Below are 21,302 nucleotides of genomic sequence, written 5' to 3'. Positions count from 1 at the left end.
CCATGCACACCCCGACGGCCAGCGAGCTGCTGCAGGCGTGGGAGCGCGGCGCGGAATCCTCCGCCGCCGCACGCGGCCTGTGGCTGCTCGATGCCAGCTGCGAGGATCTCGACGCGCAGGCCTTGCTTGCCTTGCCTTTGGGGCGACGCGATGCGCTGCTGCTGGAGCTGCGCAAGCGTCTGTTCGGTCGCTGCATGCATGGCGTGGCCTGTTGCCCGGCGTGTGGCGCAACCGCCGAGGTGGACCTGGATGTGGACGCCTTGCGGCAGGAAGCCCAGGCCAGTGACGGGACCTCGATGACCGAGGAAAGGGAGATCAGGGAGTTGCACGTCGATGGGCGCGAGGAGCCGATTCGCTATCGCTTGCCAGACAGCCGCGACCTGCTTGCGATGCAGGCGAGCGAGGACGCGGCCAGCGCACGACGTCTGCTGATCCGGCGCTGTGTGATCGACGCCGGCAATGAGGCATCCGAGGCGGATGCCTTGCCGCTATCGGACGCCGTGGAGTTGGCTCTGGCCCGTGCGATGGCCGAGGCCGATCCGCAGACCGATCTGTCGCTGGCATTCACCTGTCCCGACTGCCGGCAGCAGTGGGAGCCAGCGTTCGATGTGGCGCGTTTCCTGTGGCAGGAGCTGCATGCCTGGGCCTTGCGCCTGCTGCGTGACGTCGACACGCTGGCGCGCTCGTATCACTGGAGCGAGGCGGAAATTCTCGCCATGAGTCCGCGCCGTCGCCAGGCCTATCTCGAGCAGTGCGTGTCGTGAAGGATTTCTTCGACAGGGTGACCGCACGTGCGCTGGGCGGCGAGTCCATGCTGTCGCCGCGGCTGCCATCGCTGTTCGAACCGCAGCGGGGCTTGCCGACGGGATGGCTGGAAGAGGTCAGCGAGCAGGCGGCGCCGACGGAGCGTCAGGCGGTATCGACGGAACAACCGGCTGTGACACGGCGGGATGTCCCAGCTTCGCCGACTACGGTCACCATGCGGGAGGTCGCGAAGGTGCCCCCGGCCATGCAGCCCGAGCAACCTTCAGCCGTTCGGCAGGACTTCGACAATGAGCCGCCCGTGGCTGCGCCGATCGTGCGCAGCAACCTGAAGGTGCCTAAAGTATCGCAACTCTCATCTTCGCGGCCCGCGCCTGCGCCACTGGAGCCACCCGCTCCGCCCGCGCGCGTCCAACGGGAGTTGATGCTGGAAGCGCTGCCCGCCACGGAGCGTCGCACGGTGCACGACGAAGGCAGCCTGTTGACGCCGACGCCATCGGTGTTTCGCACGTCGCCTGCCACCGCGCACGCGCGCTCCCCGGTTGCGCAAGCCGGGCAGGCGATGCAACCAGCGGCAGCGCACGAACCGACCGTGCACGTGAGCATCGGTCGGCTGGAGATACGCGCGACGCCGGCGCCTGCCAAGGCTGCGCCGCGCCAGGACGCACCGCGGTCCAGCCCGCTGGATGACTATCTGCGCCAGCGCGGCAAGGCATCGCCATGAGCAATGTGCTCGCCATTGCCGCCGCCACGCGCACCTTGCGCAACTTGCTGATGTCGCAGATGCCCGTGCTCGACAGCGACCTGAGCGACCTCGAGGTCACCATGCAGCCGCTGGATGTCGCGCGCAAGGGCATCAGCAAGGCGCAGTTGAACGTGTACCTCTACCAGGTGGTGTTCAACGCGGCGTGGCGCAACCTGGACATGCCTGGCCGCACGCGGCCCGGAGAAACCGCGCAGCCGGCGCTGGCGCTGAATTTGCACTACCTCATCACGGCGTGGGGGCGTGGCGAAAGCGATACCGACGCGGTGAACCACCGCGTGCTCGCCGCTGCCATGAGCACCTTGCACGATCGCCCGGTGCTCGATGGCAATGACATCCGCAACGCGCTGCCCGACAACGATCTGGCCAACCAGATCGAGCGCATCCGTTTCACGCCGCTGCCGCAAAGCGTGGATGAGATCTCCAAGCTGTGGACCGCGTTCCAGACCAACTACCGGGTGTCGTCGGCCTACGAGGCCACCGTGGTGTTGATCGACAGCCAGGCTCCCTCCAGGGCCAGCCTGCCGGTGCTCAAGCGCGGTGCGCAGGATCAAGGCGTTTTCAGCTCGGTGTCCGCGGCGCCGGTATTGTCGGCTTTGACGCTCGCGCATCAACAGACAGCCGCACGTCTGGGCGACGACATCGTACTGAGCGGCAGCCAGCTGACCACGGCGAACGCCTTGCTGCGCTTCAGCAGCCTGCGCCTGGATGCGCCGGTCGATGTGGCGCCGGTGGCGGGTAGTGCGCCGGGGACGTTGGGCGTCCATCTTGCCGATCCGTCGCAGGATCCGGATGCGCCATCGCGCTGGGCGCCCGGGATCTACACCGTGGCGTTGTTGCTGCAGCCATCGGGGTTGCCGGCCATCATGAGCAACGAGCTGCCGCTGGCGTTGGCGCCCACGATCAGCGTCAACCCGCTGATTGCCTCGGCCGGCACGATCAGCCTCACCATTGATTGTCTGCCGCGGGTGCGCGATGGGCAGCGTGTGTTCCTGTTGTTTGGCGACCAGTTGGTGGCGCCGTCGAGCATCACCAATCCCGGCGATCTGCATCAACCCACGTCGATCAGTTTCAGCGTGGCCAACGTGGTCAAGGGCACCTATACGGTACGGCTGCGCGTGGATGGCGCGGACAGCATTCCGGTGGATTTCAGCGGCAGCGTGCCTGTGTTCGACAATCATCAGCAGGTGGTGGTGTCATGAGCGACTACACCGCCTGGCTCGCCGCCAACGATCAATATCTCGCCACTGCGCTGGCAGAGTTGCGTGATCGCCTGCAGCGTGCCGCCATGCAGCCGGCGAGCACGGCCAGCGGCAGCGCCGGTCAGGCGGCGCCATCGGCGCCCGTCACCGGTGCACCGCCAACGGCGGCGGCACCAAGCAAGCACGCTTCATGGCTGGGACGGATGCTTGGCGCACGTGCGGCGCGCATGCATCCTGCAGCTCCCGTGGCAACGCCGACTGATCAGGCTGCGCCGCATGCCGACGCCGGCACGAACCAGGCATCCAGCCAGAACGGTGTCGCCGCGGCGACTGCCGAACCCCGCGCAGATGGACGCACCGCTCCCGCCGAAGCACCCGTGCCCGCCCTGGTGCTGTTGTCTCAGCGCCTTGGCCTGAGCGACTTCGAGCGCGAGCTGCTGCTGCTCTGCGTCGGCATGGAGCTGGACACGCGCATGCCCGCCTTGTGCGCACAGGCGCAGCACGATGCGAGCAAACCCTGGCCTACGTTTGCGCTGGCGTTCGCCGTGCTCGACGAGCCCGCCTGGGATGCCTTGTCGCCCGAGCGGCCGCTGCGCTACTGGCGTCTGCTGGAGATACACCAGCCGGGTCCGCAGCCGCTGATCGGCGCCGCCTTGAGCGCCGACGAGCGCATCGTCAACTTCGTCAAGGGCATGAACTATCTCGATGACCGATTGGCGCCCTTGCTGGTGCCGTTGTCTTCGGCCGACTTGCCGCCTTCGCAACAGGCGGTGGCCGACCGCATCGTGGACAACCTGCATCACGTGGCCGCGGGCGAGGCGCTGCCCACGGTGCAGCTGATCGGCAGCGACAGTGCCAGCAAGCAGGCTATCGCCCATGCGGTGGCCACCGCGCTCGGTGCGCATCCGTATCGACTATCGGCCGAGCTGATGCCCGGCGCGATCGCCGAGCAGGAGACATTGCTGCGCCTGTGGCAGCGCGAAAGCCTGCTGCTGCCGATCGCCTTGTATGTGGATGCCGCCGATACCGAGCGTGGCGATGCCGCGTCGGCGCAGATCAAGCGTTTCCTGATGCGTGCGGGCGGGCTCAATTTCATCGACACACGCGAGCCCTGGAACAACGGCGCCGTGCACACCTTGAGCGCGGACGTGGCCAAACCCACGCCGGTGGAACAGCGCAGCCTGTGGCAGCACCTGCTGGGCGAGGTGGCCGGCAGCCACCCGCAGCAACTGGCCGGTCATTTCGATTTCAACCTGGGCAAGATCGAACAGGTCGCGCATGCCGCGCTGGCAGCGACCGCGCAGGATGCCGGCGCGCTGGGTCCATCGCTGTGGCAAGGCGCGTTGGCGCGCACGCGACCCGCGCTTGACCAGCTCGCCCAACGGATCGAGCCGAAGGCGAGCTGGGACGACATCAAGCTGCCCGCGACGGAGTTGGGCCTGCTGCGCCAGATTGCCGACCAGGTGGCCCAGCGCAGCACGGTCTACGACGACTGGGGTTTCCGCGAGCGCATGAATCGCGGCCTGTCCATCAGCGCCTTGTTCGCCGGCGAAAGCGGCACGGGCAAGACCATGGCCGCCGAGGTGATCGCGAACGAACTGGGCTTGTCGCTGTATCGCATCGATCTGTCGGCGGTGGTGAGCAAGTACATCGGCGAAACCGAGAAGAACCTGCGCAAGCTGTTCGACGCGGCGGAGGAGGGCGGGGCGATCCTGTTCTTCGATGAAGCCGATGCCTTGTTCGGGCGGCGCAGCGAGGTCAAGGACAGCCACGATCGCTACGCCAATATCGAAGTGAACTATCTGCTGCAGCGACTGGAATCCTTCCACGGCCTGGCCATTCTCGCCACCAACATGAAAAACGCGCTCGACAGCGCCTTCCTGCGCCGCATCCGCTTCGTGGTGAATTTCCCGTTTCCCGGCACGGCCGAACGCAAGGCGATCTGGGCCTCGGTGTTTCCGGCCAAGGCGGCAGCGGGGGCATTGGATATCGATCGCTTGTCCCGTCTCGCGCTTACCGGCGGCAGTATCCAGGGCATCGCCTTGAACGCCGCGTTCAGTGCAGCCACCACCGGCGCGCAGATCAATATGCCGTTGATCCTCGAGGCTGCGCGCGCGGAATTCCGCAAGCTCGACAAGCCGATCAACGAAGCCGACTTCCGCTGGCTGGAAAGTGCCGGAGGCCAGCCATGAGCATCACCCTGCATATCGACAGACTGGTAGTCGATCAGGCCTTGCTCGGCGAGGGCGGGGCCCGCGCGCTGCGCGAAGGCATCGAGCGGGAATTGTCGTTGCGCCTGATGCAGGGCGGCACAGTCGAGGCCTTGCAACGTATCGGCGCGGTGGCCGAACTGCCTGCGTGCAGGCTGCCGATGGCCAGCCATCCGGGCGAAGGCTTGGGCGCGCGCATCGCCTCGGGCATTCAGCAGGGCCTGGGTGTCGGTCGGGGAGGCACACGATGACGCCCGCCAAGGCCCCGATCGCGGCCAAGTCATCGTGGTCGCCCGCGTCGACGCCCACGGATGGCATGCGTTGGCAGCGTCGCTGTGCTTGCGGCACACATTCGCGAGGCATGGGTTCGTGTCCGCGTTGCGCGCCGGCTCCGGCCATGCTGCAGCGAAAGCCTGTGGTATTGCGTGACGCTGACCGCTATGAACGCGAAGCCGATCGACTGGCGGACCGCCTGCACGCGGGCCGATCGAGCGAAGGCGCGGCCGAGGTCACCCGCATCGTGCCGCCCGCCATGTCCGCCATGCCTGCCGATGTCGCCGCCGTGACGGCGGATGGCGGTGCGCCACTACCGGCGGCATTGCGCCAGGAGATGGAGCAGGGCTTCGGCCACAACTTCTCGCACGTGCGCGTGCACACCGGCGCGCGCGCCGAGGCGTCGGCAGCGCTGCGGCAAGCACAGGCCTATACCGTGGGCTCGCATATCGTGTTCGGACCAGGTCGTTTTGCGCCGGCCAGTGATACGGGCCGGCATCTGCTCGCGCACGAACTGACGCATGTGTTGCAGCAACGTTCGATGCCGCTCGCGCTGCAACGCCAGCCGGTGGACGCCGGTGCCGGCAGCGCCGACGACGCTGGCCAGGTTGATGCCTCGGCGGATGGCGGTCTGGCCGCGGGTAGCGGCTCCGCCGGGTCGGCGTCGCCCGCCACTCCCGCCGCACCACCGACCTTGCCCACGCGGGTGCCCAGCAACGAAGCGGAGGCCATCGAAGACACGGCCACGGTCTATCCGACCAGTCAGGATGTCACGGCGGCGATCGCCCAGACCTCGCCGCTGGTGCAGAGCGAACTGGGCAACGACATCGACTACCAGCGCAAATTTCTCTATCGCTGCTCGCTTTACCTCGGACCGCATCCCCATACCGTCGATCACTTCAAGGACATCGTGCAGTTCAAATTCGCCGACGGCACCAAGCTGTCGCTGCACAAGGACACGATGGCCAAGCTGGAAGCAGTGCAGGCCGTGATAGGCGCCAAGAACATGCCGTCGTCGGGCACCGGCTTCGCCTTGCGCAGCCTGATCCGGCAGTCGGCGGTGGCGTTCCCGGGGATGATGGTGCATGCGATGGGTTATGCCATCGACTTTCGCGCCGGCGTCAATCCGCATATCAAGGATGACCGGCTCGTGGCCGTCCAGGCGTTGTACACCACCGACGCCACGACCTTTCACCAGAGCACCGGTGCTTGGAGGGCTCGACGCGACACGATACGCAAGATGGGTACGGGCGAGCTGGGCGAGGATGCCAAGGTGCGCAAGGACTTTCTCGCTCAGCTGCATGCCGAAGGGCAGCGAGACCTGGCCGGCAATCAGGCGATCACCCACGAATTGCCGGACAGCGATCTGGCCGAGCTGAAGTCGCTGCGCACGCGATACAAGGACTATCAAAAGCTGCAGAAGGCGTTCGACGCCCATCTCAAGGCGGCGAAGAAGAAGGCGGGCCCGGGCGTCTCGTTTGATCTCTCAGCGGCGGACCTGATCCGCGCCATGCTGGCGCCGGACACCACCACCGAGCGTGGACGGCTGATCGCCGAAGCGGCCGATGTATCGGCAAAGCGAGCCGCCATCGTGACCCGCACGCGGGAGATATTGCATGGACTGATCGACCGGGCCGATGCGGACATCCGCAAAGTAAGCAAGCTGCCGCATGTCACGGATACCGACAAGGACTATCGGGCCGCGCTGGATCAATTGGGCAAGGCCAGCGCAACGGCGAAGCGTGCCGTGGCCGATGCCGATCGCGAACTGAGCCAGGCGCGGCGGTTGCTCGACCAGCACGTCAAGGCCGAGGCTGGCCTCGACAAACGCATCAAGAGCGAACGCAACGACACCCAGCGCACCCGCCTGCAGACACAACGCGCAACTGAGGATGCCGCAAAGACCAGTGCGATCGCGGCAGTGAACGCAGGCGCGAACAAGCGTGTCACGGCGGGTACGCAGCAAGCACAGGCCGACGCGAAGCTGGACGAGGCAAACAAGGCCAAGGGCCGACGGACCTGGCTGCAACACCTGGAAGACCTGCAGCGCGGGCTGAGCGACGCCGGCTTCGACGCGCGCCTGGTATTCGGGATTGGCGATGCCGACGCAGAGGCCGATCGAGCGGTGCGCAATCCATCGCTGGTGCAGCTGTTTTCGAGGGGCTTCTTCAATATCGATGCCGCGCCCGCTGCGACACCGGTGCCCGTGCCAAGCCCGGGCGGCGCGCCAACGACGCCACCCGGCTCCAAACCGGCGCGCAAACCTGCAGCGCCCACACCACTGCACGGCTTCGACCTGAACTTCATCGAGGAGATGGCCAAACACGGCTTTGACCAAGGCACGCAATGGGACCCCGGCGGCGTGGACTCCATGCATTTCGAGAATGTCGAAGGCGTGGACGCGCTGCATACGCCCACCGATGCCAAGCGTTCCTGAGGATTGACGATGACCCAGCAGCTGCTCAATCACGTGCGCAAGGCCTTCAGCCCATCCGCCGCCGGCGCTCACCTGCTTCAGCGCAAATGCGCCTGCGGCGCGAAGGCCGGCGGGGGCGAATGCGACCAGTGCAAGAAGAAGCAGCAGCTGCAGCGCAAGCCCAGCGGCCGCGCCGACGTTGCCGTGGCTGGTCCGGACGTGCACGCCGCACTGAACGAAGGCGGCCAGCCACTGGCCAGCGGCGTCCGTGGCTACTTTGAATCGCGCTTTGGCCATGACCTGAGCCAGGTGCGGGTGCATGCGGACGCGCGGGCGGAAGCGTCGGCACGGACGGTCGAGGCTCGCGCGTATACGGTCGGCGAACACATTGTGTTTGGAAGGTCGCAGTACGATCCGGCGTCGCGAGCAGGACAATTGTTGCTCGCGCACGAGCTGACCCATGTGTTGCAGCAGCGCCCTGGACTGCACCCGTCAGCCGAGCACGGCGGCCAACCCGCGATGGGCATAAGCAGCGCCGCCCCAGCGCAGCTGCGCCGGGCGCCGTTTCCCGGTGTCATCACGCGCTGCCGCGAGCAAGGCGTGCCATGCCCGGCGCCGTATGCGTACGGCGGGTCCATCTGTCGCCTGATCGACTGCTACTCCGCCAAGACATCGAATCTGCCGGGCGCGGTATCGCCCGGCGTATGCATCTACAAATGCGAAAACGGCAAGACCTGCGCCTGTGTGCTGGTTGGCAGCAGGTCCGCAGCCGTCTGCACGTTCACGTTCTGCGACGAGCCCGGTCAGGCCAATGTCGAACCCGATACGCAGGACATCGCCAATCGCGCACTGGCGATGGCCGGCCAGCAGGGTGGCAGCGAGGGCGCGCCGGTCAATGCGCAGGCCAAGCTGGAAATCGGCGCGGTCGATGATCCGCTGGAACAGGAGGCGGACCGCGTGGCCTCGCATATCGTCGAAGGCGGTGGTGCAGACCGATGGCCGATGATTGATCGGCAGCCAGGGTTCGTGCCGCCGGCGAGCATGCCAGGCGCCTTTGCGCCGAGCCCTGCCAGCCGTGGTTTTCTGCGTCGCGTGCCCGACCTGGGCGGTGGCCAGGGCGGCGAGGAGCGGCGCCGGCACGACGGCATGCTGTCCTATCGCGAGTCCACCGAGCTGCTCGAGTGCACGCGCATCATGGGCGAAGACAATGCCGACTATTGCCGCGAACAGGTGTTGGGGGAGAAGACTGAAAGGCCGCGCTTCAAGCAAGTCGCCGGCATCACCTCGCCGCAGCCTTACGGCACCAAGGCGCGTGCCGACGGTTCGACCAACTTCACCGTCGGTAATGTCGTGGTGACCTTCCTGCCCGATACCACCACCACCGACGTCGCCAAGACCGGCGCTGCCGAAACTACCATCGACATCGCCCATGGCGGGATCCACTTCACCAGCAAGCAGGGCAAGATCGATACCTTCACCGGACCTGGCCCGGCGGAGGCGACCATCCGCACGACCTACGGACCGGGCGCCACTGCGAGCGGAACCAGCGGCTACGGCCGCGGCACCACGGTTGACGACAAGACAGCCGGCACCACCTCGCTCGGATTCCACGAAGGTCAGCACGGCGTCGATTTCCAGGATTTCCTCGAGACGCATCGCTTCCCCACCTTCACCGGCAGAAAGGGGATGACCGAAAACGCGTTCAAGGGCGCCATGACGACGTACTTCAGTGCTGCCGACGCCTTCAGCACCAGCATCCGGAGCTACTCAGAGCAAAAGACCGATTGCGTCGGATTCACCATTGACCAGTCCAACGCCGCGGCGAGCGCCAACGGCGGCACGGTGAAGGCCACCGTGTGCAAGAAGAAGCCTTAGGGACATGGCGATGTGCATCATCATCGAAATCTCCATCACCGGCTCGCATGCTACGGCGACCATCGACATTGAGAGGTGGCGGTCGTGAGCAGCTTCCCCGGCTCGCCGCGCATCCTCAAGGGTGGCATCGTGCTGATCGATCCGGACAGCTCCGCGCTGCTGCGGGTGATCGCGCTGCAGTACAACCCCGATGCGATCACGCGCACGCTGCAGGTGCAGTCGATCAGCGCCGACGGTGGCGACCGCTCCGAGGTGTTGCGGCTCAAGGGGCCGCCGGTGGAGTCGATCAAGCTCGAGGCGGAAATCGACGCCACGGACCAGCTGGAGTTTCCCGACCAGAACAGCACGACGACGCAGTCGGGCATCTTCTCCCAGCTCGCCGCGCTGGAAACCTTGATCTACCCGACGAGCTCACAGCTGAGCTTGAACGACACGCTCGCGCAGATCGGCACGCTGGAAATCATTCCGATGGAAACGCCGTTGGCGCTGTTCGTGTGGAGCCGGTCGCGCATCCTGCCGGTAAGGGTGACGGAGCTGAGCATCACCGAAGAGGCGTTCGACACCTCACTCAATCCGATACGCGCGAAGGTGAGTCTGGGCATGCGCGTGTTGTCGGTGAACGACGTGCCCACCGGCCACAAGGCGGAAGGCTTGTTCATGAGTTATCTGCAGCAGAAGGAGCGGCTGGCCGGCATGGCGGCGGGTCAGTTATCGGCGCTGGGCCTGACCGGGGTGCCGTGAGGGTAGAGGTGGTGGTTGGTCAAGTTGGAACGAGTGGTGTTCCCACGCAAGCGGAAGACGGATGGACTTATGGCTGCGAACTTTCCAGCAACCAGTCGTTACGCGCTCACGCCAACGGGCACGTTTGTGCGCGCCGACGGCACGCCGGTGACGTATCTGAGGCGACGTTGGGTGCCGGCGCCTGAAAAGTTTTCCCTGTTGCAGTGGCATCGCGCGGTGCAGGGCGAACGACTGGACAATATCGCTGGCCACTACCTGGGCGATCCCGAACAGTTCTGGCGCCTGTGCGATGCCAATCGCGCGCTGCGACCGGACGAGCTGACCGAAACCATCGGGCGGCGCCTCGCCATCACCTTGCCCGAAGGCATCCCGGGAGTACCCCATGCTTAAGGGCGTGCACCTGACCTTGCTGGTAGGACCGGTAGTACCGGTGCCGGTGCCGCAGGTCGTGCTCGATGCGCTCACCCAGGTCGAAGTGGTGCAGCCGGACGAGGCCGCGGGTGCGTTTACGCTGGAATTCACCCTCAGCGTGCAATCGCCGCTGCACACCTTGTTCCTGCTCAGTGGCGGCGGCGTGGTGCCGCTGTTGCGGGTCATCGTGGTGGTGACGGTCAATGGCATGCCGCAGGTGCTGATCGACGGCGTGGTCACCAAGACCCAGGTGATGCCCGGCGCGGATCAGCGTCACGCCAAATTGCAGGTGAGTGGCGACGATCTCACCACGGTGATGCAGAAGCTGGAGTTCTCGGGGCTCGATGGCCTGCCGTATCCGGCCATGCCCGCCGAGGCCATCGTGGTGCTGTTGCTGGCCAAGTACGCGTTCCTGGGCATCGTGCCGCTGGTGATACCAAGCGTCGCCATCGATGTGCCCATTCCCACCGAGCATATCCCCACACAGCAAGGCACCGATCTGGAGTACATCCGGCTTCTGGCATCGCGCGTGGGCTATGTGTTCTACCTCGATCCGGGCCCGGCGCCCGGTATGACCACCGCGTACTGGGGGCCGAAGATCAAGGTGGGCGTGCCGCAGCCTGCGCTCAACGGCGACATGGATGCGATCGGCAATGTCGAGAGTCTCAGTTTCAGTTACGACGGCAATGCGCGCACCTTGCCGATCGTCTATCTGCAGAACTTGCAGACCAAGGTGCCGCTCCCGCTGCCGATTCCCGACGTGGGGCCGCTCAATCCGCCGCTGGGCCTGATCGACCCGCCACCGCAGAAGACCCGTCCATTGCCCGAGACCGCCAAGTACTCGCCGGTGCGGGCGCTCCTGCTCGGCATGGCGGAGGCGGCCAAATCGGGCGACACCGTCACAGGGCATGGCTCGCTCGACGTCACGCGCTACGGGCGCGTGCTCAAGTCGCGCCAGCTGGTCGGCGTGCGCGGCGTCGGGCCCGCGTTTGACGGGCTGCACTACGTGAGCGAAGTGCGGCACACGATCAAGCGAGGCGAGTACAAGCAGAGTTTCAGCTTGTCGCGCAAAGGACTTATCTCCACCTTGCCGCTGGTGCCGCCATGACCAAGTACTACGGAAAGTACCGGGGTACGGTTTTGCAGAACGTCGATCCGGAGCAGATGGCCCGCATCCAGGTGATGGTGCCGGATGTCTCCGGCCTGCTGCCGTCGAGCTGGGCGATGCCTTGCGTGCCCATCGCCGGCAAGGCCAGCGGAACCTTCGTGGTGCCGCAGATTGGCGCTGGCGTGTGGGTCGAGTTCGAGCAGGGTGATCCTGACTATCCGGTGTGGACTGGCGGCTTCTGGGGCAGCGCCGCCGAGGTGCCGGCGCTCGCGCTCGCGGGGAATCCGGCGAGCCCCAGCATCGTGCTGGCATCGGCGCTGCAGAACATCCTGGCCATCAGCGATCTGCCAGGACCCACGGGCGGGATCATGCTGACCAGCACGACCGGCGCAATGATCCTGGTCAACGACATCGGCATCACCATTTCCAACGGCAAGGGCGCCTCCATCGTGCTCACCGGCCCCACCGTCACCATCAACAACGGCGCGCTCGTCGTCACTTAGGAGAGATGCGTGATGCCCGGCTTTCTGCTTCATATTGGCGCCAGCGTCCTCTGCTCGCATGCCGGCCAGGCGCAGGCGACGGTGCCCAATCCACGCGTACTCGTCAGCGGTCAGCCGACCGTGGCGATCACCGGTCCGTGGATGGTGGCCGGCTGCGCGCTGCCACCGCCGCCCGCGGCGAACGGGCCGTGCGTGACCGCGCAGTTCGTGAGCTCGGCGACACGCGTCACCTCGAACGGACAGCCACTGCTGTGCCAGGACAGCCAGGCGATCTGCGCGCCCACCGGCACGCCGCTGCTGATCGTCGCCTGCCAGATGCGCGCAAGCGCGATGTGAGGCGGCCATGGTCACGCCCATCTACATCGACTTCCCCTATCACTTCGACCGGCACGGGCGCACGGCAACGGCGGTCTACGATGATCATGTCAGGGAGATGATCGAGCAGTTGCTGTTCACCAGCCCCGGTGAGCGCGTCAATCGCCCGGATTTCGGCAGCGGCCTGCTGCAGATGGTGTTCGCACCCAATAGTCCCGAGGTGGCGGCCGCCTTGCAGTTCGCCTTGCAGGCGGCGCTGCAGCGCTACCTGGGTGATGTGATCACGGTTAACACGCTTGAAGTCACCAGCGCGGATGCCACGCTGACCGTCGAGCTGAGTTATGTGGTGCTCGCCACAGGCGACGCGCGCAGCGCCACGTATACACGGAGCGCGTCATGAGCGCCGTGGAATCCACCGAAGGCCGCGCGCCCATCGGTTGCCGATCGCTGCCGGTGTGCGCCGAGGATGCACGGCGTGAGCGTGTGCGCCTTGGTGGAAATCTCAATGGCATCGACTACGTCGAAGTCGGGGATGATGGCGTCACCCTATGCGTGCATTTATTCGGCGACGTGCCGGCGGATATTGGCGTCGCCAATGTACGGGTGAGTGGCGGCGACCGCATCGTCGGTCTGCACGCCCTGAGCGTCAGCGAGGAAAGCGAGCCCGACATGCACGACGATGTGTGCCTGCGCGTCGTGCTGGACCGCGAAGGCGACTTCAGTGTGTATTGCCTGTGCCTGGTGGATGCGGCCTCCGGTGCGGATGCGGCAAGCTGGATCGCCTATCCCGGCTTCGATCCACGCTATGCCTGCGCGGAACTGCGCTTCCGCCTCGGCTGCGGCAGGGATCTGGATTGCGCCGCCCAAACGCCATGCGTGGAGCCAGCCATACCGTTGCCCGAGATCAACTACCTCGCGCGTGACTATCAGAGCTTCCGGCAACTGTTCCTGGATCGCATGGCGCTGAATATCCCGGCGTGGCAGGAGCGCCATGTGCCGGATATCGGCATCGCCATGGTCGAGGTGATGGCTTATGTGGCCGACTACCTGTGCTACTACCAGGATGCTGTGGCCACCGAGGCTTATCTGCAGACCGCCAGGCGTCGCATCTCGGTGCGGCGTCATGCGCGTCTGGTGGATTACCGGATGCACGAAGGTTGCAATGCAAGAGCTTTGGTGACGCTGTCGCTGGCAGCGGGTGAGGCAACCCTGGCGTTGGACAACCTGTTGCTGCTCGCGCCACCGCCAGGGCAGGGCAGTGTCACGGCCGGCGCCATCGATGCGACGCAACTGGCCGCCGCCCGGGCGAATGGCGCGATGGTGTTCGAGGCGATGGCACTGGATGGCGAGGACACCATCACCGTCGTGGCAGCGCAAAGCGCGATGCGCTTCTACACCTGGGGTGGCGAGTTGTGCTGCCTGCCCAAGGGCAGCACGCAGGCTGTGCTGATCGATGCTTCATCGATACCGCTGCCGGCGCTGCCGCCACCGTCCAGCCCACCCGTGCCTGCACCTTCGCCCGCTGCGCCACCGACGCCAGCCGGCGTGCCCTCGTCTGATGGGCAGCCAGCGACGGTCGCGCCCGTGGCAGCTGCGGCACCCAAGGATTCCGGTAGCGTTGCGATGGTCGCGGCGCCACAGCGAGCACTGAAGTTGCAGGTCGGCGATCTACTGATCTTCGAAGAGGTGCTGGGTCCGGCCACCGGCAATCCATCTGATGCGAATCCCTTGCATCGTCATGCCGTGCGCTTGACCGCCGTGCAGGAGCTGGTCGATCCGCTCGATGGCACGCTGTTGCTGCAGGTGAGCTGGGACAGCTGCGATGCCTTGCCGTTCGACCTGTGCCTGTCCGTGCGCATGCCGGCGCCGGATTGTTCGTGGGTCCACGACGTCAGTCTGGCCCGCGGCAATGTGCTGCTGGTCGATCATGGCGACCATGCACCCGGGCAATGCCAGTGCGCTGCGCTCTGTGTTCCGCCGGGCAGCGCGGACGATTCGACTTATCCGGGGCTGGATACCGCACTGGCCGCCGTGCCGGATGCCTGCGCGCGGTGCGGCACACTCACCGAAGACTGCTGGCTGATTCCCGGCGCCACGCACTACGGCTGTTGCACCTGCGAGGGCGCCGTGCAGGACGTGACCCGGCCACCGAGTGATACCGGCCACACCGTGCAAGGCTCGCCGCTGACCTGGGCCGAGCCGCTGCCTGCCGGTCCGAATGCGCCGGTGTGCCAGCTGCTCGCGCGCGACCCGCGCCAGGCGTTGCCGCAGTTGCGCGTCTATGGTGGCCCGCTGGCCGAGGTGCTTGTCGATGGCGTACCAGCGGATGCCTATGGGTGGCAGGCGCAGCGGGATCTGCTGGCGAGCGGTCCCGATGATCGTCACTACGTGGTCGAGATGGATGACGACGGCGACGCTCACTTGCGCTTCGGCGACGGCGTACTGGGGCAGCGGCCCGACGCGGGCGATTTCTTCCGCGCACTGGTGCGCGTCGGCAATGGGCCGGCAGGCAATGTCGGCCGGGACAGCATCGTCTGGTTTGCGCTGAAGTCGGGCGTGGCGCCATCAGGCGTGGTGCCACGCAATCCCTTGGCGGCAGCCGGCGGCACCGCTCCCGAAACCCTGGGCGAAGTGAAGCAATATGCGCCAGGCGCGTTCCGCGCTAGACCGTTGCGTGCGATCGTCGCCGACGACTACACGCAGTTTGCCGACCAGCAGCCGGGCGTGCAGGATGCCGCCTGCCAACTCGCCTGGACCGGCAGCTGGTTCGAGGCGGATGTGGTGATCGATCCGCTGGGCACGGAAGTGCTCGATCCTGCGATGGCGGTTGGGATCAAGCGTGCGCTGTGGCCTTATCGCCGTATCGGTCACGACCTGGCCGTGTTGGGCGCCCGCTACGTGCCGCTGACCATCGAACTGTCGATCTGCGTCTTGCCTGATTTCCTGCAGGCACACGTCAAGGCCGAACTGATCAATCGCTTCCGCGCCGGCCTTCGCAGTGACGGACAGCCGGGATTCTTCCATCCGGATCGGCTGATGCTCGGCGAGCCCGTGCTGCTAAGTGCCTTGCTCGCCGAAGCGCAGGCGGTCACCGGCGTGGCGCACGTGGAAGTGATCACCCTGACGCGCGCGGACGGCGGCCAGCCCGGCGACGTGCCAGCCGATGGTGAATTGCATCTGGCGGGCATGGAAATCGCGCAAGTCGACAACGATCCGGACCATCCGGATCACGGCAGCATTACCTTCACCATGCGAGGTGGCCGATGAGCTGCTGCAGCGCCTGTGGTCAACATGCCTGTGCCTGCGGGTGCGGCGAGCCGGCACGCACGCCGCTGCCGCTGTACAACCGTCCCGGTTTGCATGCGCTGAGCTACCGCGTCGGCACCTATGCCGACTTCATGGCGACGATGCAGATCGACCTGAGCTCGGCTGTCCTGCCTGCGCTGCAAGGTCTGCGCACGCGCGATCCCGGCGACGCCTCGATGGCCTTGCTGGATGCGTGGGCGATCGGTGCGGATGTCATCAGCTTCTACCAGGAACGCATCGCCAACGAAGGCTATCTGCGCACGGCGACAGAGCGATGCTCGGTGTTGCAGCTGGGCCGTCTGGTCGACTATCGGCTGCGTCCAGGCGTGTCGGCGAGTGTTTATCTTGCCTATACGCTCAATAGCAACTCTGGTCCGGTCACCATCCCCGCCGGCTCCAAGGCGCAGTCGGTGCCTGCGCCGGGCGAGCAGATGCAGACCTTTGAAACGGCCGAGGCACTGGATGCAAGCAGCGATTGGAATGCCTTGCTGCCGCGCCTCAGCCGGCCGCAGGACATCCGCGCCCGCGCACCGGCCTCGGCGGCGACGCAGAGCATTCCGGTGTCGGTGATATCGAGCATGGACCAGCTGTGGATCACCGGAACCGACCAGCATCTGAAGCAGGGCGATCGTTTGTTGTTCCTGTTCGGCGACCTCGCCACGGGCGAACAAGCCTTGCGCGTGGTCAAGACAGCGGAGCCGCAGCAGGCCAGCCAGCTCACCAAGGTCACGTTGCAGGCCCTTGATCCGGCCACCACGGCCATCATCGATGCGGCCGGTATCGCGCTGGACGGCTTGGCTGCGTATACATCCGATCCCAACTATGCGACGTGGGAAAGCGCGATCACCTGGGTGCGCCGCATGCTCCTGCTCGGCGGCGACAACCGCGGGAGTTACCACGAGCTGGTGACCCATGCGATCTTCGGGGACGATCAGCCGCCTCCGGGGCCGCCGCCTGTCGCTACGTTCACGCAAGCGGTGAATGACGCGTTCGGCACGCATTCGCCACCGCCATCGCCGACGTACGGAACGCTGATCAACGTGCTGTACCAGGCCTTGAAGCTGCCGCCCCAGGTGCAGCCCGTCAACAGTCTGCGTCTGCCGCGAAGTGCGGCAATCGCATTGGCGCCAGCCAGCGACGCGCGGCCGCAATTGCTGCTCAACTTCGAAGCCCGGCTGGTCGGCAGCTTCTATGCTGGCTGGGCGGGCGTGCCACAGAGTGCGCCGTCGCCAGCGCTGTCGGGCATCTATGTCCTGCGTACGCCAGCCTGCCTGTTTGGCTACAACGCCGTCGTGCCCACCGGCCTGCAGGCCAATCAGAACCCGGCGACCAAGAAGGACTTGCCATACGTGCCCGGTCCCGCACCGGATTGGAAGCCGTCGACCCAGCACGAACTCGCCGATGTGCTGCAGCTGGACAACGCCTACGACAGCATCGAGGCAGATAGCTACGTGGTGATCCGCAAGCCCAGCGATGATCCGGGCTCGCTGCCCGTGGTGGCCAGGGTGCGCAACGTGAAAGTGCACCCACGCACCGACTACGGCATGAGCGGCAAGACCACGGCGCTCGCCCTCGCCAACGATACCGGTACGGCCCTGTGGGACATCTCCCATGACACCGACAGCTCCACGCTGCGCGGCACCCAGGTCTATGCGCAGAGCGAGGCGCTGAATCCGGCCGACGTACCGATCAATGATCTGGTCGGCAATGTCGTTCCAGCCAATGTTCCGACGGACAGCGCCACGCGACTCACGCTGGACGGCGCCATCGATGGCTTCAAGGCGGGGCGCTGGGTGATCGTGCAGGGCCAGCGCGCCGATGTACCGGGCGCCAACCCGGTCACCGCGGCCGAACTGGTGATGATCGCCGGCGTCGAGCAGGGCGCCAGCAGCCAACTTCCCGGCGATACCGTGCACAGCACCCTGGTGTTCGCCAACAAGGGCCTGGCGTACCAGTACGTGAGGAACACGGTGAGCATCTATGCCAACGTGGTCCACGCCACCAACGGCGAGACGCGCAACGAAGTGCTTGGCAACGGCGACGGCTCGGTCGCGATGCCGAGCTTTGCGCTGAAACAGGCGCCGCTGACGTTTGTCTCCGCACCGACCGTCGATGGCGTGCAGAGCACGTTGAAGGTGATCGTCAACGGCATGCAGTGGCACGAAGTGGAAAGCCTGGCCGGCGCAGCACCCGCCGACCGCAGCTTCGTCACCTCAACCGATGATGGCGGCAAGACCAGCGTGATTTTCGGTGACGGCGTCCACGGCGCGCGGGTGCCTACGGGTGTCGAAAATCTTGTCGCCACCTACCGCAACGGCATCGGCACGCCCGGAAACGTCGATGCGGGCCAGATCAGCCTGCTGGCGACCAAGCCGCTGGGCGTGAAAGACGTGATCAATCCGCTGGCGGCGACTGGCGGCGCGGATGCAGAAACGCGCGACCAGGCGCGGCGCAATGTGCCGCTGGCCGTGCTCGCGCTCGATCGCCTGGTCTCCGTGACGGACTATGCGGATTTCGCCCGCACCTTTGGCGGTATTGGCAAAGCCTCGGCGGTGAAGTTGGGCGCACAGGTGTGGGTCACCATCGCTGGTGCCGGCGATGTGCCGATCGATGCAACCTCCGATGTCTACGGAAACCTGCTGCAGGCCATGCAGCGCTATGGCGATCCGTCGCTGTCGGTCGGTCTCAATGTGCGCGAACTGCTTGCGTTGACGCTCAGCGCAAAGATCGGGTTGCTTGCCGACTTCACCTGGGATGCCGTTGAGCCCCTGGTGCGGGCGCGCCTGCTTGAGCGTTTCGGCTTCGAGCGCCGCGAGCTGGCTCAGAGCATCTATCTCAGCGAAATCGTAGCCTGCATGCAGGGCGTACGCGGGGTGGCGTGGGTTGACGTGGATGCGTTCGGCAGTCTGGACGAGGCCACCATCCTGGCCGGCTTCGGCATCGACACCGCGGACAAGGGCGACAACGCCGCCGGAGTAGGTTTCATCAGTTCGACAATGGCGACGTCATCGTCAGGAAATGCGGCGCAGACAACGGGTGGCGTGAACTCCTCTGTGCCCGTGCTGGGCGCGCGCTACGACGCCAACGGCGTGCTGAAGCCCGCCCAGCTTGCGTACTTCCTCGCCGATGTGCCGGACACCTTGCTGCTGCAGGAGACCTCGTGATGAGCGCGAACCCCGATCGCCTCTACGATCTGATGCCTGTCGTCTACCGCATGCGCGACGCGCAGGTCGGCTATCCGCTGAGGGACTTCCTGCGCGTCATGACCACCCAGGTCAATCTGCTGGAGGCGGATATCACGCGGCTGTACAACAACTGGTTCATCGAGACCTGCGATGACTGGGTCGTGCCTTACATCGGCGACCTGCTCGGCTACAGCTTGTTGCCGGAGGCGCAAGCCCTGGGCGAGGACGGCGCGCCGGCCGCGAAGCTGGGCCGCGTACTCGCTCCGCGCGCCGATGTGGCGAACACGATAGACGCACGCCGCCGCAAGGGCACACTGGCCTTGCTCGACGACCTGGCGCGCGATGCCGCGGACTGGCCCGCGCGGGCCGTGGAGTTCTACCGGCTGCTGGGTTGGATGCAACACCTCGATCACCAGCATCGAAGCCGCGGCGGTATGGCCAATGTGCGCGATCCGGGCGTGATGCAGCGGATCCGCTGGGCCAATGGCGCCTTCGATCCGCTGGCCCACAGCGTGGATATAAGGCGGATGAGCAGCCATCATCGTCGCGGCCGCTATGGCGTGCCCGACCTGGGCTTGTTCGTGTTCCGGCTGCGCAGCTATCCGGTGACGGTGACCGCAGCGTATTGCGTGGAAGACATCGGGCCGCACTGCTACACCTTCAGCGTATTGGGCAACGATACGCCTCTGTTTCAGCGCCCCGAGAGTCCGGCGGCAGCGACCACAGTGACGCAGGAAAGCGAGTTGCCGGTGCCCTTGCGCCGTTACCGCTTTGCCGAGCGCGGACCGCTCGCCGACTACGCCAGCGTGTCCGAGGCCCTCTACGGCGATGGCAAGAGCGTGCTCATCTATGCGCCGGATTGGCCATCCAAAGGGCAGGGCCTGCCAGTGCCGCGCGAAGCCTTGATGCCGGCGGACCTGTCCGGCTGGCATTACCAGATTCCAAAAGGGCGCGTGGCGGTCGACCCCGAGCGTGGCCGCCTGATGTTTCCCGCCAATACGCGCCCCAAGCATGGTGTCTGGGTGAGTTATCAGTACGGTTTCGCGGCCAACCTTGGCGGCGGCGAGTACGCGCGCACCACGCCTGAGCTGGAAAACGCCACGCGCTACGTCGTGCATACGGTGCTGCCCACCAGCGACGGAATCCAGAGCAATCTCCCGCCAGGGCATTTCGCCAGCATCAGCGATGCGCTGGCCGCGTGGTCCACTGCCAAGGCGGCGACGCCGGGCCTTCGTGCCCTGGTGATCGAGCTGGCCGAGAGCGGCGTGTATGACGGCAGCCTCGACCTGCAATTGGCCGCTGGCGAAGCGATCCAGCTGCGCGCGGCCGATCGCACGCGCCCCGTGCTGCGCCTGCTCGATGTCCGCGCCAACCAGCAGGATGCGCTCAGCATCAGCGGTGCTGCCGGCAGCCGCTTCCTGATGGACGGACTGCTGATCATCGGTCGCGGCGTCGAAGTCCACGCCGAAAGTGACGACACCGAAAGCGCCACGCCAACGCCGGACCTGTGTGAACTGGTGATACGCCATTGCACCCTGGTGCCTGGCTGGACGCTGCAATGCGAATGCGATCCCAAGCGTCCGGGCGAGCCGAGCGTGACACTGGATGGCACGCGTGCGTCGCTGCGCGTGGAGCACAGCATCATCGGGCCTATTTCCGTGATCAGCCCGCCACGCCGCGGCGAGCCGCCACTGCTGCAGTTGTGCGACAGCGTCCTGGATGCGACTGGCATCGAGCGCGTGGCGATCGGCGCGCCCGACGAGGCCGTGGCCTATGTGAACGCCAGCATCCGGCGCTGCACCGTCATCGGCGAAGTGCAGGCGCACAGCATCCAGCTGGCCGAGGACAGCATCTTCGTGAGCCTGGTGCGCGTATTGCGCCGCCAGCTGGGCTGCATGCGCTTCTGCTTTGTGCCGACAGGCTCACGCACGCCTCAACGCTTCCATTGCCAGCCCGATCTGGCGACGGCGGCTGTACCGCAGACTCAGCGCGCCTCAGGGATCCTTCGCGTTGTGCCGCTGCTGCGCAGTCTCCGCTATGCACGGCCCGACTATGTGCGCCTGCATGATGCCTGCTGCGAGGAGATCCGCAGCGGCGCATCGGATGGCTCGGCGATGGGCGTCTATCACGATCTGTACGAACCGCAACGGGAAGCCAACCTCGCCCTGCGGTTGCAGGAATACGTGCCGGCCAATACCGACGCCGGCATCCTCTACGCGAGCTAGGAGATCG

General features: G+C 66.0%; 16 protein-coding genes. All 16 read left to right on the top strand.

Annotated features, from left to right (window positions below; translation table 11 throughout):
* Positions 1–2 precede the first annotated feature (2 nt).
* The 16 genes from Y882_RS00365 (at position 3) to Y882_RS00290 (ending at position 21,295) form a co-directional block, all read left to right on the top strand.
* Positions 3–764, top strand: coding sequence for a T4 family baseplate hub assembly chaperone (locus Y882_RS00365; protein WP_046969875.1), 762 nt, complete (start codon positions 3–5; stop codon positions 762–764).
* Entirely contained in the window at positions 761–1,486 is a 726-nt protein-coding gene (locus tag Y882_RS00360; RefSeq protein WP_156171271.1) for a hypothetical protein, read from the top strand. Before Y882_RS00365 ends, Y882_RS00360 begins: the two co-directional genes overlap by 4 nt.
* Positions 1,483–2,727, top strand: a complete 1,245-nt coding sequence (locus Y882_RS00355; RefSeq protein ID WP_046969873.1) for a Pvc16 family protein — start codon at positions 1,483–1,485, stop codon at positions 2,725–2,727. Before Y882_RS00360 ends, Y882_RS00355 begins: the two co-directional genes overlap by 4 nt.
* Complete coding sequence (locus Y882_RS00350) at positions 2,724–4,919, top strand: ATP-binding protein (protein ID WP_046969872.1); 2,196 nt, start codon at positions 2,724–2,726, stop codon at positions 4,917–4,919. The genes Y882_RS00355 and Y882_RS00350 overlap by 4 nt, the downstream gene beginning before the upstream one ends.
* The gene (locus Y882_RS00345; protein WP_046969871.1) at positions 4,916–5,188 is read left to right on the top strand and encodes a hypothetical protein; all 273 of its coding nucleotides are present in this window, start codon (positions 4,916–4,918) and stop codon (positions 5,186–5,188) included. Before Y882_RS00350 ends, Y882_RS00345 begins: the two co-directional genes overlap by 4 nt.
* A gap of 146 nt (positions 5,189–5,334) precedes the next feature.
* The gene (locus tag Y882_RS18680; RefSeq protein WP_052949524.1) at positions 5,335–7,647 is read left to right on the top strand and encodes an eCIS core domain-containing protein; all 2,313 of its coding nucleotides are present in this window, start codon (positions 5,335–5,337) and stop codon (positions 7,645–7,647) included.
* Positions 7,648–7,656: 9 nt separating this feature from the next.
* Positions 7,657–9,501 (top strand): eCIS core domain-containing protein, encoded by a 1,845-nt coding sequence (locus Y882_RS18675; RefSeq protein ID WP_052949522.1) that lies wholly within the window; start codon positions 7,657–7,659, stop codon positions 9,499–9,501.
* Between the two features lie 84 nt (positions 9,502–9,585).
* Positions 9,586–10,242, top strand: a complete 657-nt coding sequence (locus Y882_RS00330) for a hypothetical protein (RefSeq protein ID WP_046969947.1) — start codon at positions 9,586–9,588, stop codon at positions 10,240–10,242.
* A gap of 69 nt (positions 10,243–10,311) precedes the next feature.
* Positions 10,312–10,632: a LysM peptidoglycan-binding domain-containing protein gene (locus Y882_RS00325; protein WP_046969870.1), complete on the top strand. Its 321-nt coding sequence runs from the start codon at positions 10,312–10,314 to the stop codon at positions 10,630–10,632.
* Positions 10,625–11,761: a hypothetical protein gene (locus Y882_RS00320; RefSeq protein WP_046969869.1), complete on the top strand. Its 1,137-nt coding sequence runs from the start codon at positions 10,625–10,627 to the stop codon at positions 11,759–11,761. The genes Y882_RS00325 and Y882_RS00320 overlap by 8 nt, the downstream gene beginning before the upstream one ends.
* The gene (locus Y882_RS00315) at positions 11,758–12,264 is read left to right on the top strand and encodes a phage baseplate assembly protein V (protein ID WP_046969868.1); all 507 of its coding nucleotides are present in this window, start codon (positions 11,758–11,760) and stop codon (positions 12,262–12,264) included. The genes Y882_RS00320 and Y882_RS00315 overlap by 4 nt, the downstream gene beginning before the upstream one ends.
* Before the next feature lie 12 nt (positions 12,265–12,276).
* Positions 12,277–12,600 (top strand): hypothetical protein, encoded by a 324-nt coding sequence (locus Y882_RS00310; RefSeq protein ID WP_046969867.1) that lies wholly within the window; start codon positions 12,277–12,279, stop codon positions 12,598–12,600.
* Between the two features lie 7 nt (positions 12,601–12,607).
* Positions 12,608–12,979, top strand: a complete 372-nt coding sequence (locus Y882_RS00305) for a GPW/gp25 family protein (RefSeq protein ID WP_244466129.1) — start codon at positions 12,608–12,610, stop codon at positions 12,977–12,979.
* On the top strand, positions 12,976–15,846 hold the full coding sequence (locus Y882_RS00300) for a putative baseplate assembly protein (RefSeq protein WP_046969866.1): 2,871 nt from the start codon (positions 12,976–12,978) through the stop codon (positions 15,844–15,846). Before Y882_RS00305 ends, Y882_RS00300 begins: the two co-directional genes overlap by 4 nt.
* Entirely contained in the window at positions 15,843–19,049 is a 3,207-nt protein-coding gene (locus Y882_RS00295) for a putative baseplate assembly protein (RefSeq protein ID WP_046969865.1), read from the top strand. The genes Y882_RS00300 and Y882_RS00295 overlap by 4 nt, the downstream gene beginning before the upstream one ends.
* Entirely contained in the window at positions 19,049–21,295 is a 2,247-nt protein-coding gene (locus Y882_RS00290; RefSeq protein WP_046969864.1) for a hypothetical protein, read from the top strand. Before Y882_RS00295 ends, Y882_RS00290 begins: the two co-directional genes overlap by 1 nt.
* Positions 21,296–21,302: the final 7 nt, after the last annotated feature.

It is taken from the genome of Dyella japonica DSM 16301 (genome assembly GCF_001010355.1).
Classification (GTDB): Bacteria; Pseudomonadota; Gammaproteobacteria; order Xanthomonadales; family Rhodanobacteraceae; genus Dyella; species Dyella japonica.
This window is presented reverse-complemented; position numbering and strand designations above follow the sequence as displayed.

Bases quoted from the DNA above. Each gene is read 5' to 3' on its own strand.
- Y882_RS00300 (WP_046969866.1), top strand. From the start codon at position 12,976: ATGAGCGCCGTGGAATCCACCGAAGGCCGCGCGCCCATCGGTTGCCGA.
- Y882_RS18680 (WP_052949524.1), top strand. From the start codon at position 5,335: ATGCTGCAGCGAAAGCCTGTGGTATTGCGTGACGCTGACCGCTATGAA.
- Y882_RS00310 (WP_046969867.1), top strand. From the start codon at position 12,277: ATGCCCGGCTTTCTGCTTCATATTGGCGCCAGCGTCCTCTGCTCGCAT.
- Y882_RS00320 (WP_046969869.1), top strand. From the start codon at position 10,625: ATGCTTAAGGGCGTGCACCTGACCTTGCTGGTAGGACCGGTAGTACCG.
- Y882_RS00345 (WP_046969871.1), top strand. From the start codon at position 4,916: ATGAGCATCACCCTGCATATCGACAGACTGGTAGTCGATCAGGCCTTG.
- Y882_RS00305 (WP_244466129.1), top strand. From the start codon at position 12,608: ATGGTCACGCCCATCTACATCGACTTCCCCTATCACTTCGACCGGCAC.
- Y882_RS00355 (WP_046969873.1), top strand. From the start codon at position 1,483: ATGAGCAATGTGCTCGCCATTGCCGCCGCCACGCGCACCTTGCGCAAC.
- Y882_RS00290 (WP_046969864.1), top strand. From the start codon at position 19,049: ATGAGCGCGAACCCCGATCGCCTCTACGATCTGATGCCTGTCGTCTAC.
- Y882_RS00365 (WP_046969875.1), top strand. From the start codon at position 3: ATGCACACCCCGACGGCCAGCGAGCTGCTGCAGGCGTGGGAGCGCGGC.
- Y882_RS00315 (WP_046969868.1), top strand. From the start codon at position 11,758: ATGACCAAGTACTACGGAAAGTACCGGGGTACGGTTTTGCAGAACGTC.
- Y882_RS00325 (WP_046969870.1), top strand. From the start codon at position 10,312: ATGGCTGCGAACTTTCCAGCAACCAGTCGTTACGCGCTCACGCCAACG.
- Y882_RS00350 (WP_046969872.1), top strand. From the start codon at position 2,724: ATGAGCGACTACACCGCCTGGCTCGCCGCCAACGATCAATATCTCGCC.
- Y882_RS18675 (WP_052949522.1), top strand. From the start codon at position 7,657: ATGACCCAGCAGCTGCTCAATCACGTGCGCAAGGCCTTCAGCCCATCC.
- Y882_RS00295 (WP_046969865.1), top strand. From the start codon at position 15,843: ATGAGCTGCTGCAGCGCCTGTGGTCAACATGCCTGTGCCTGCGGGTGC.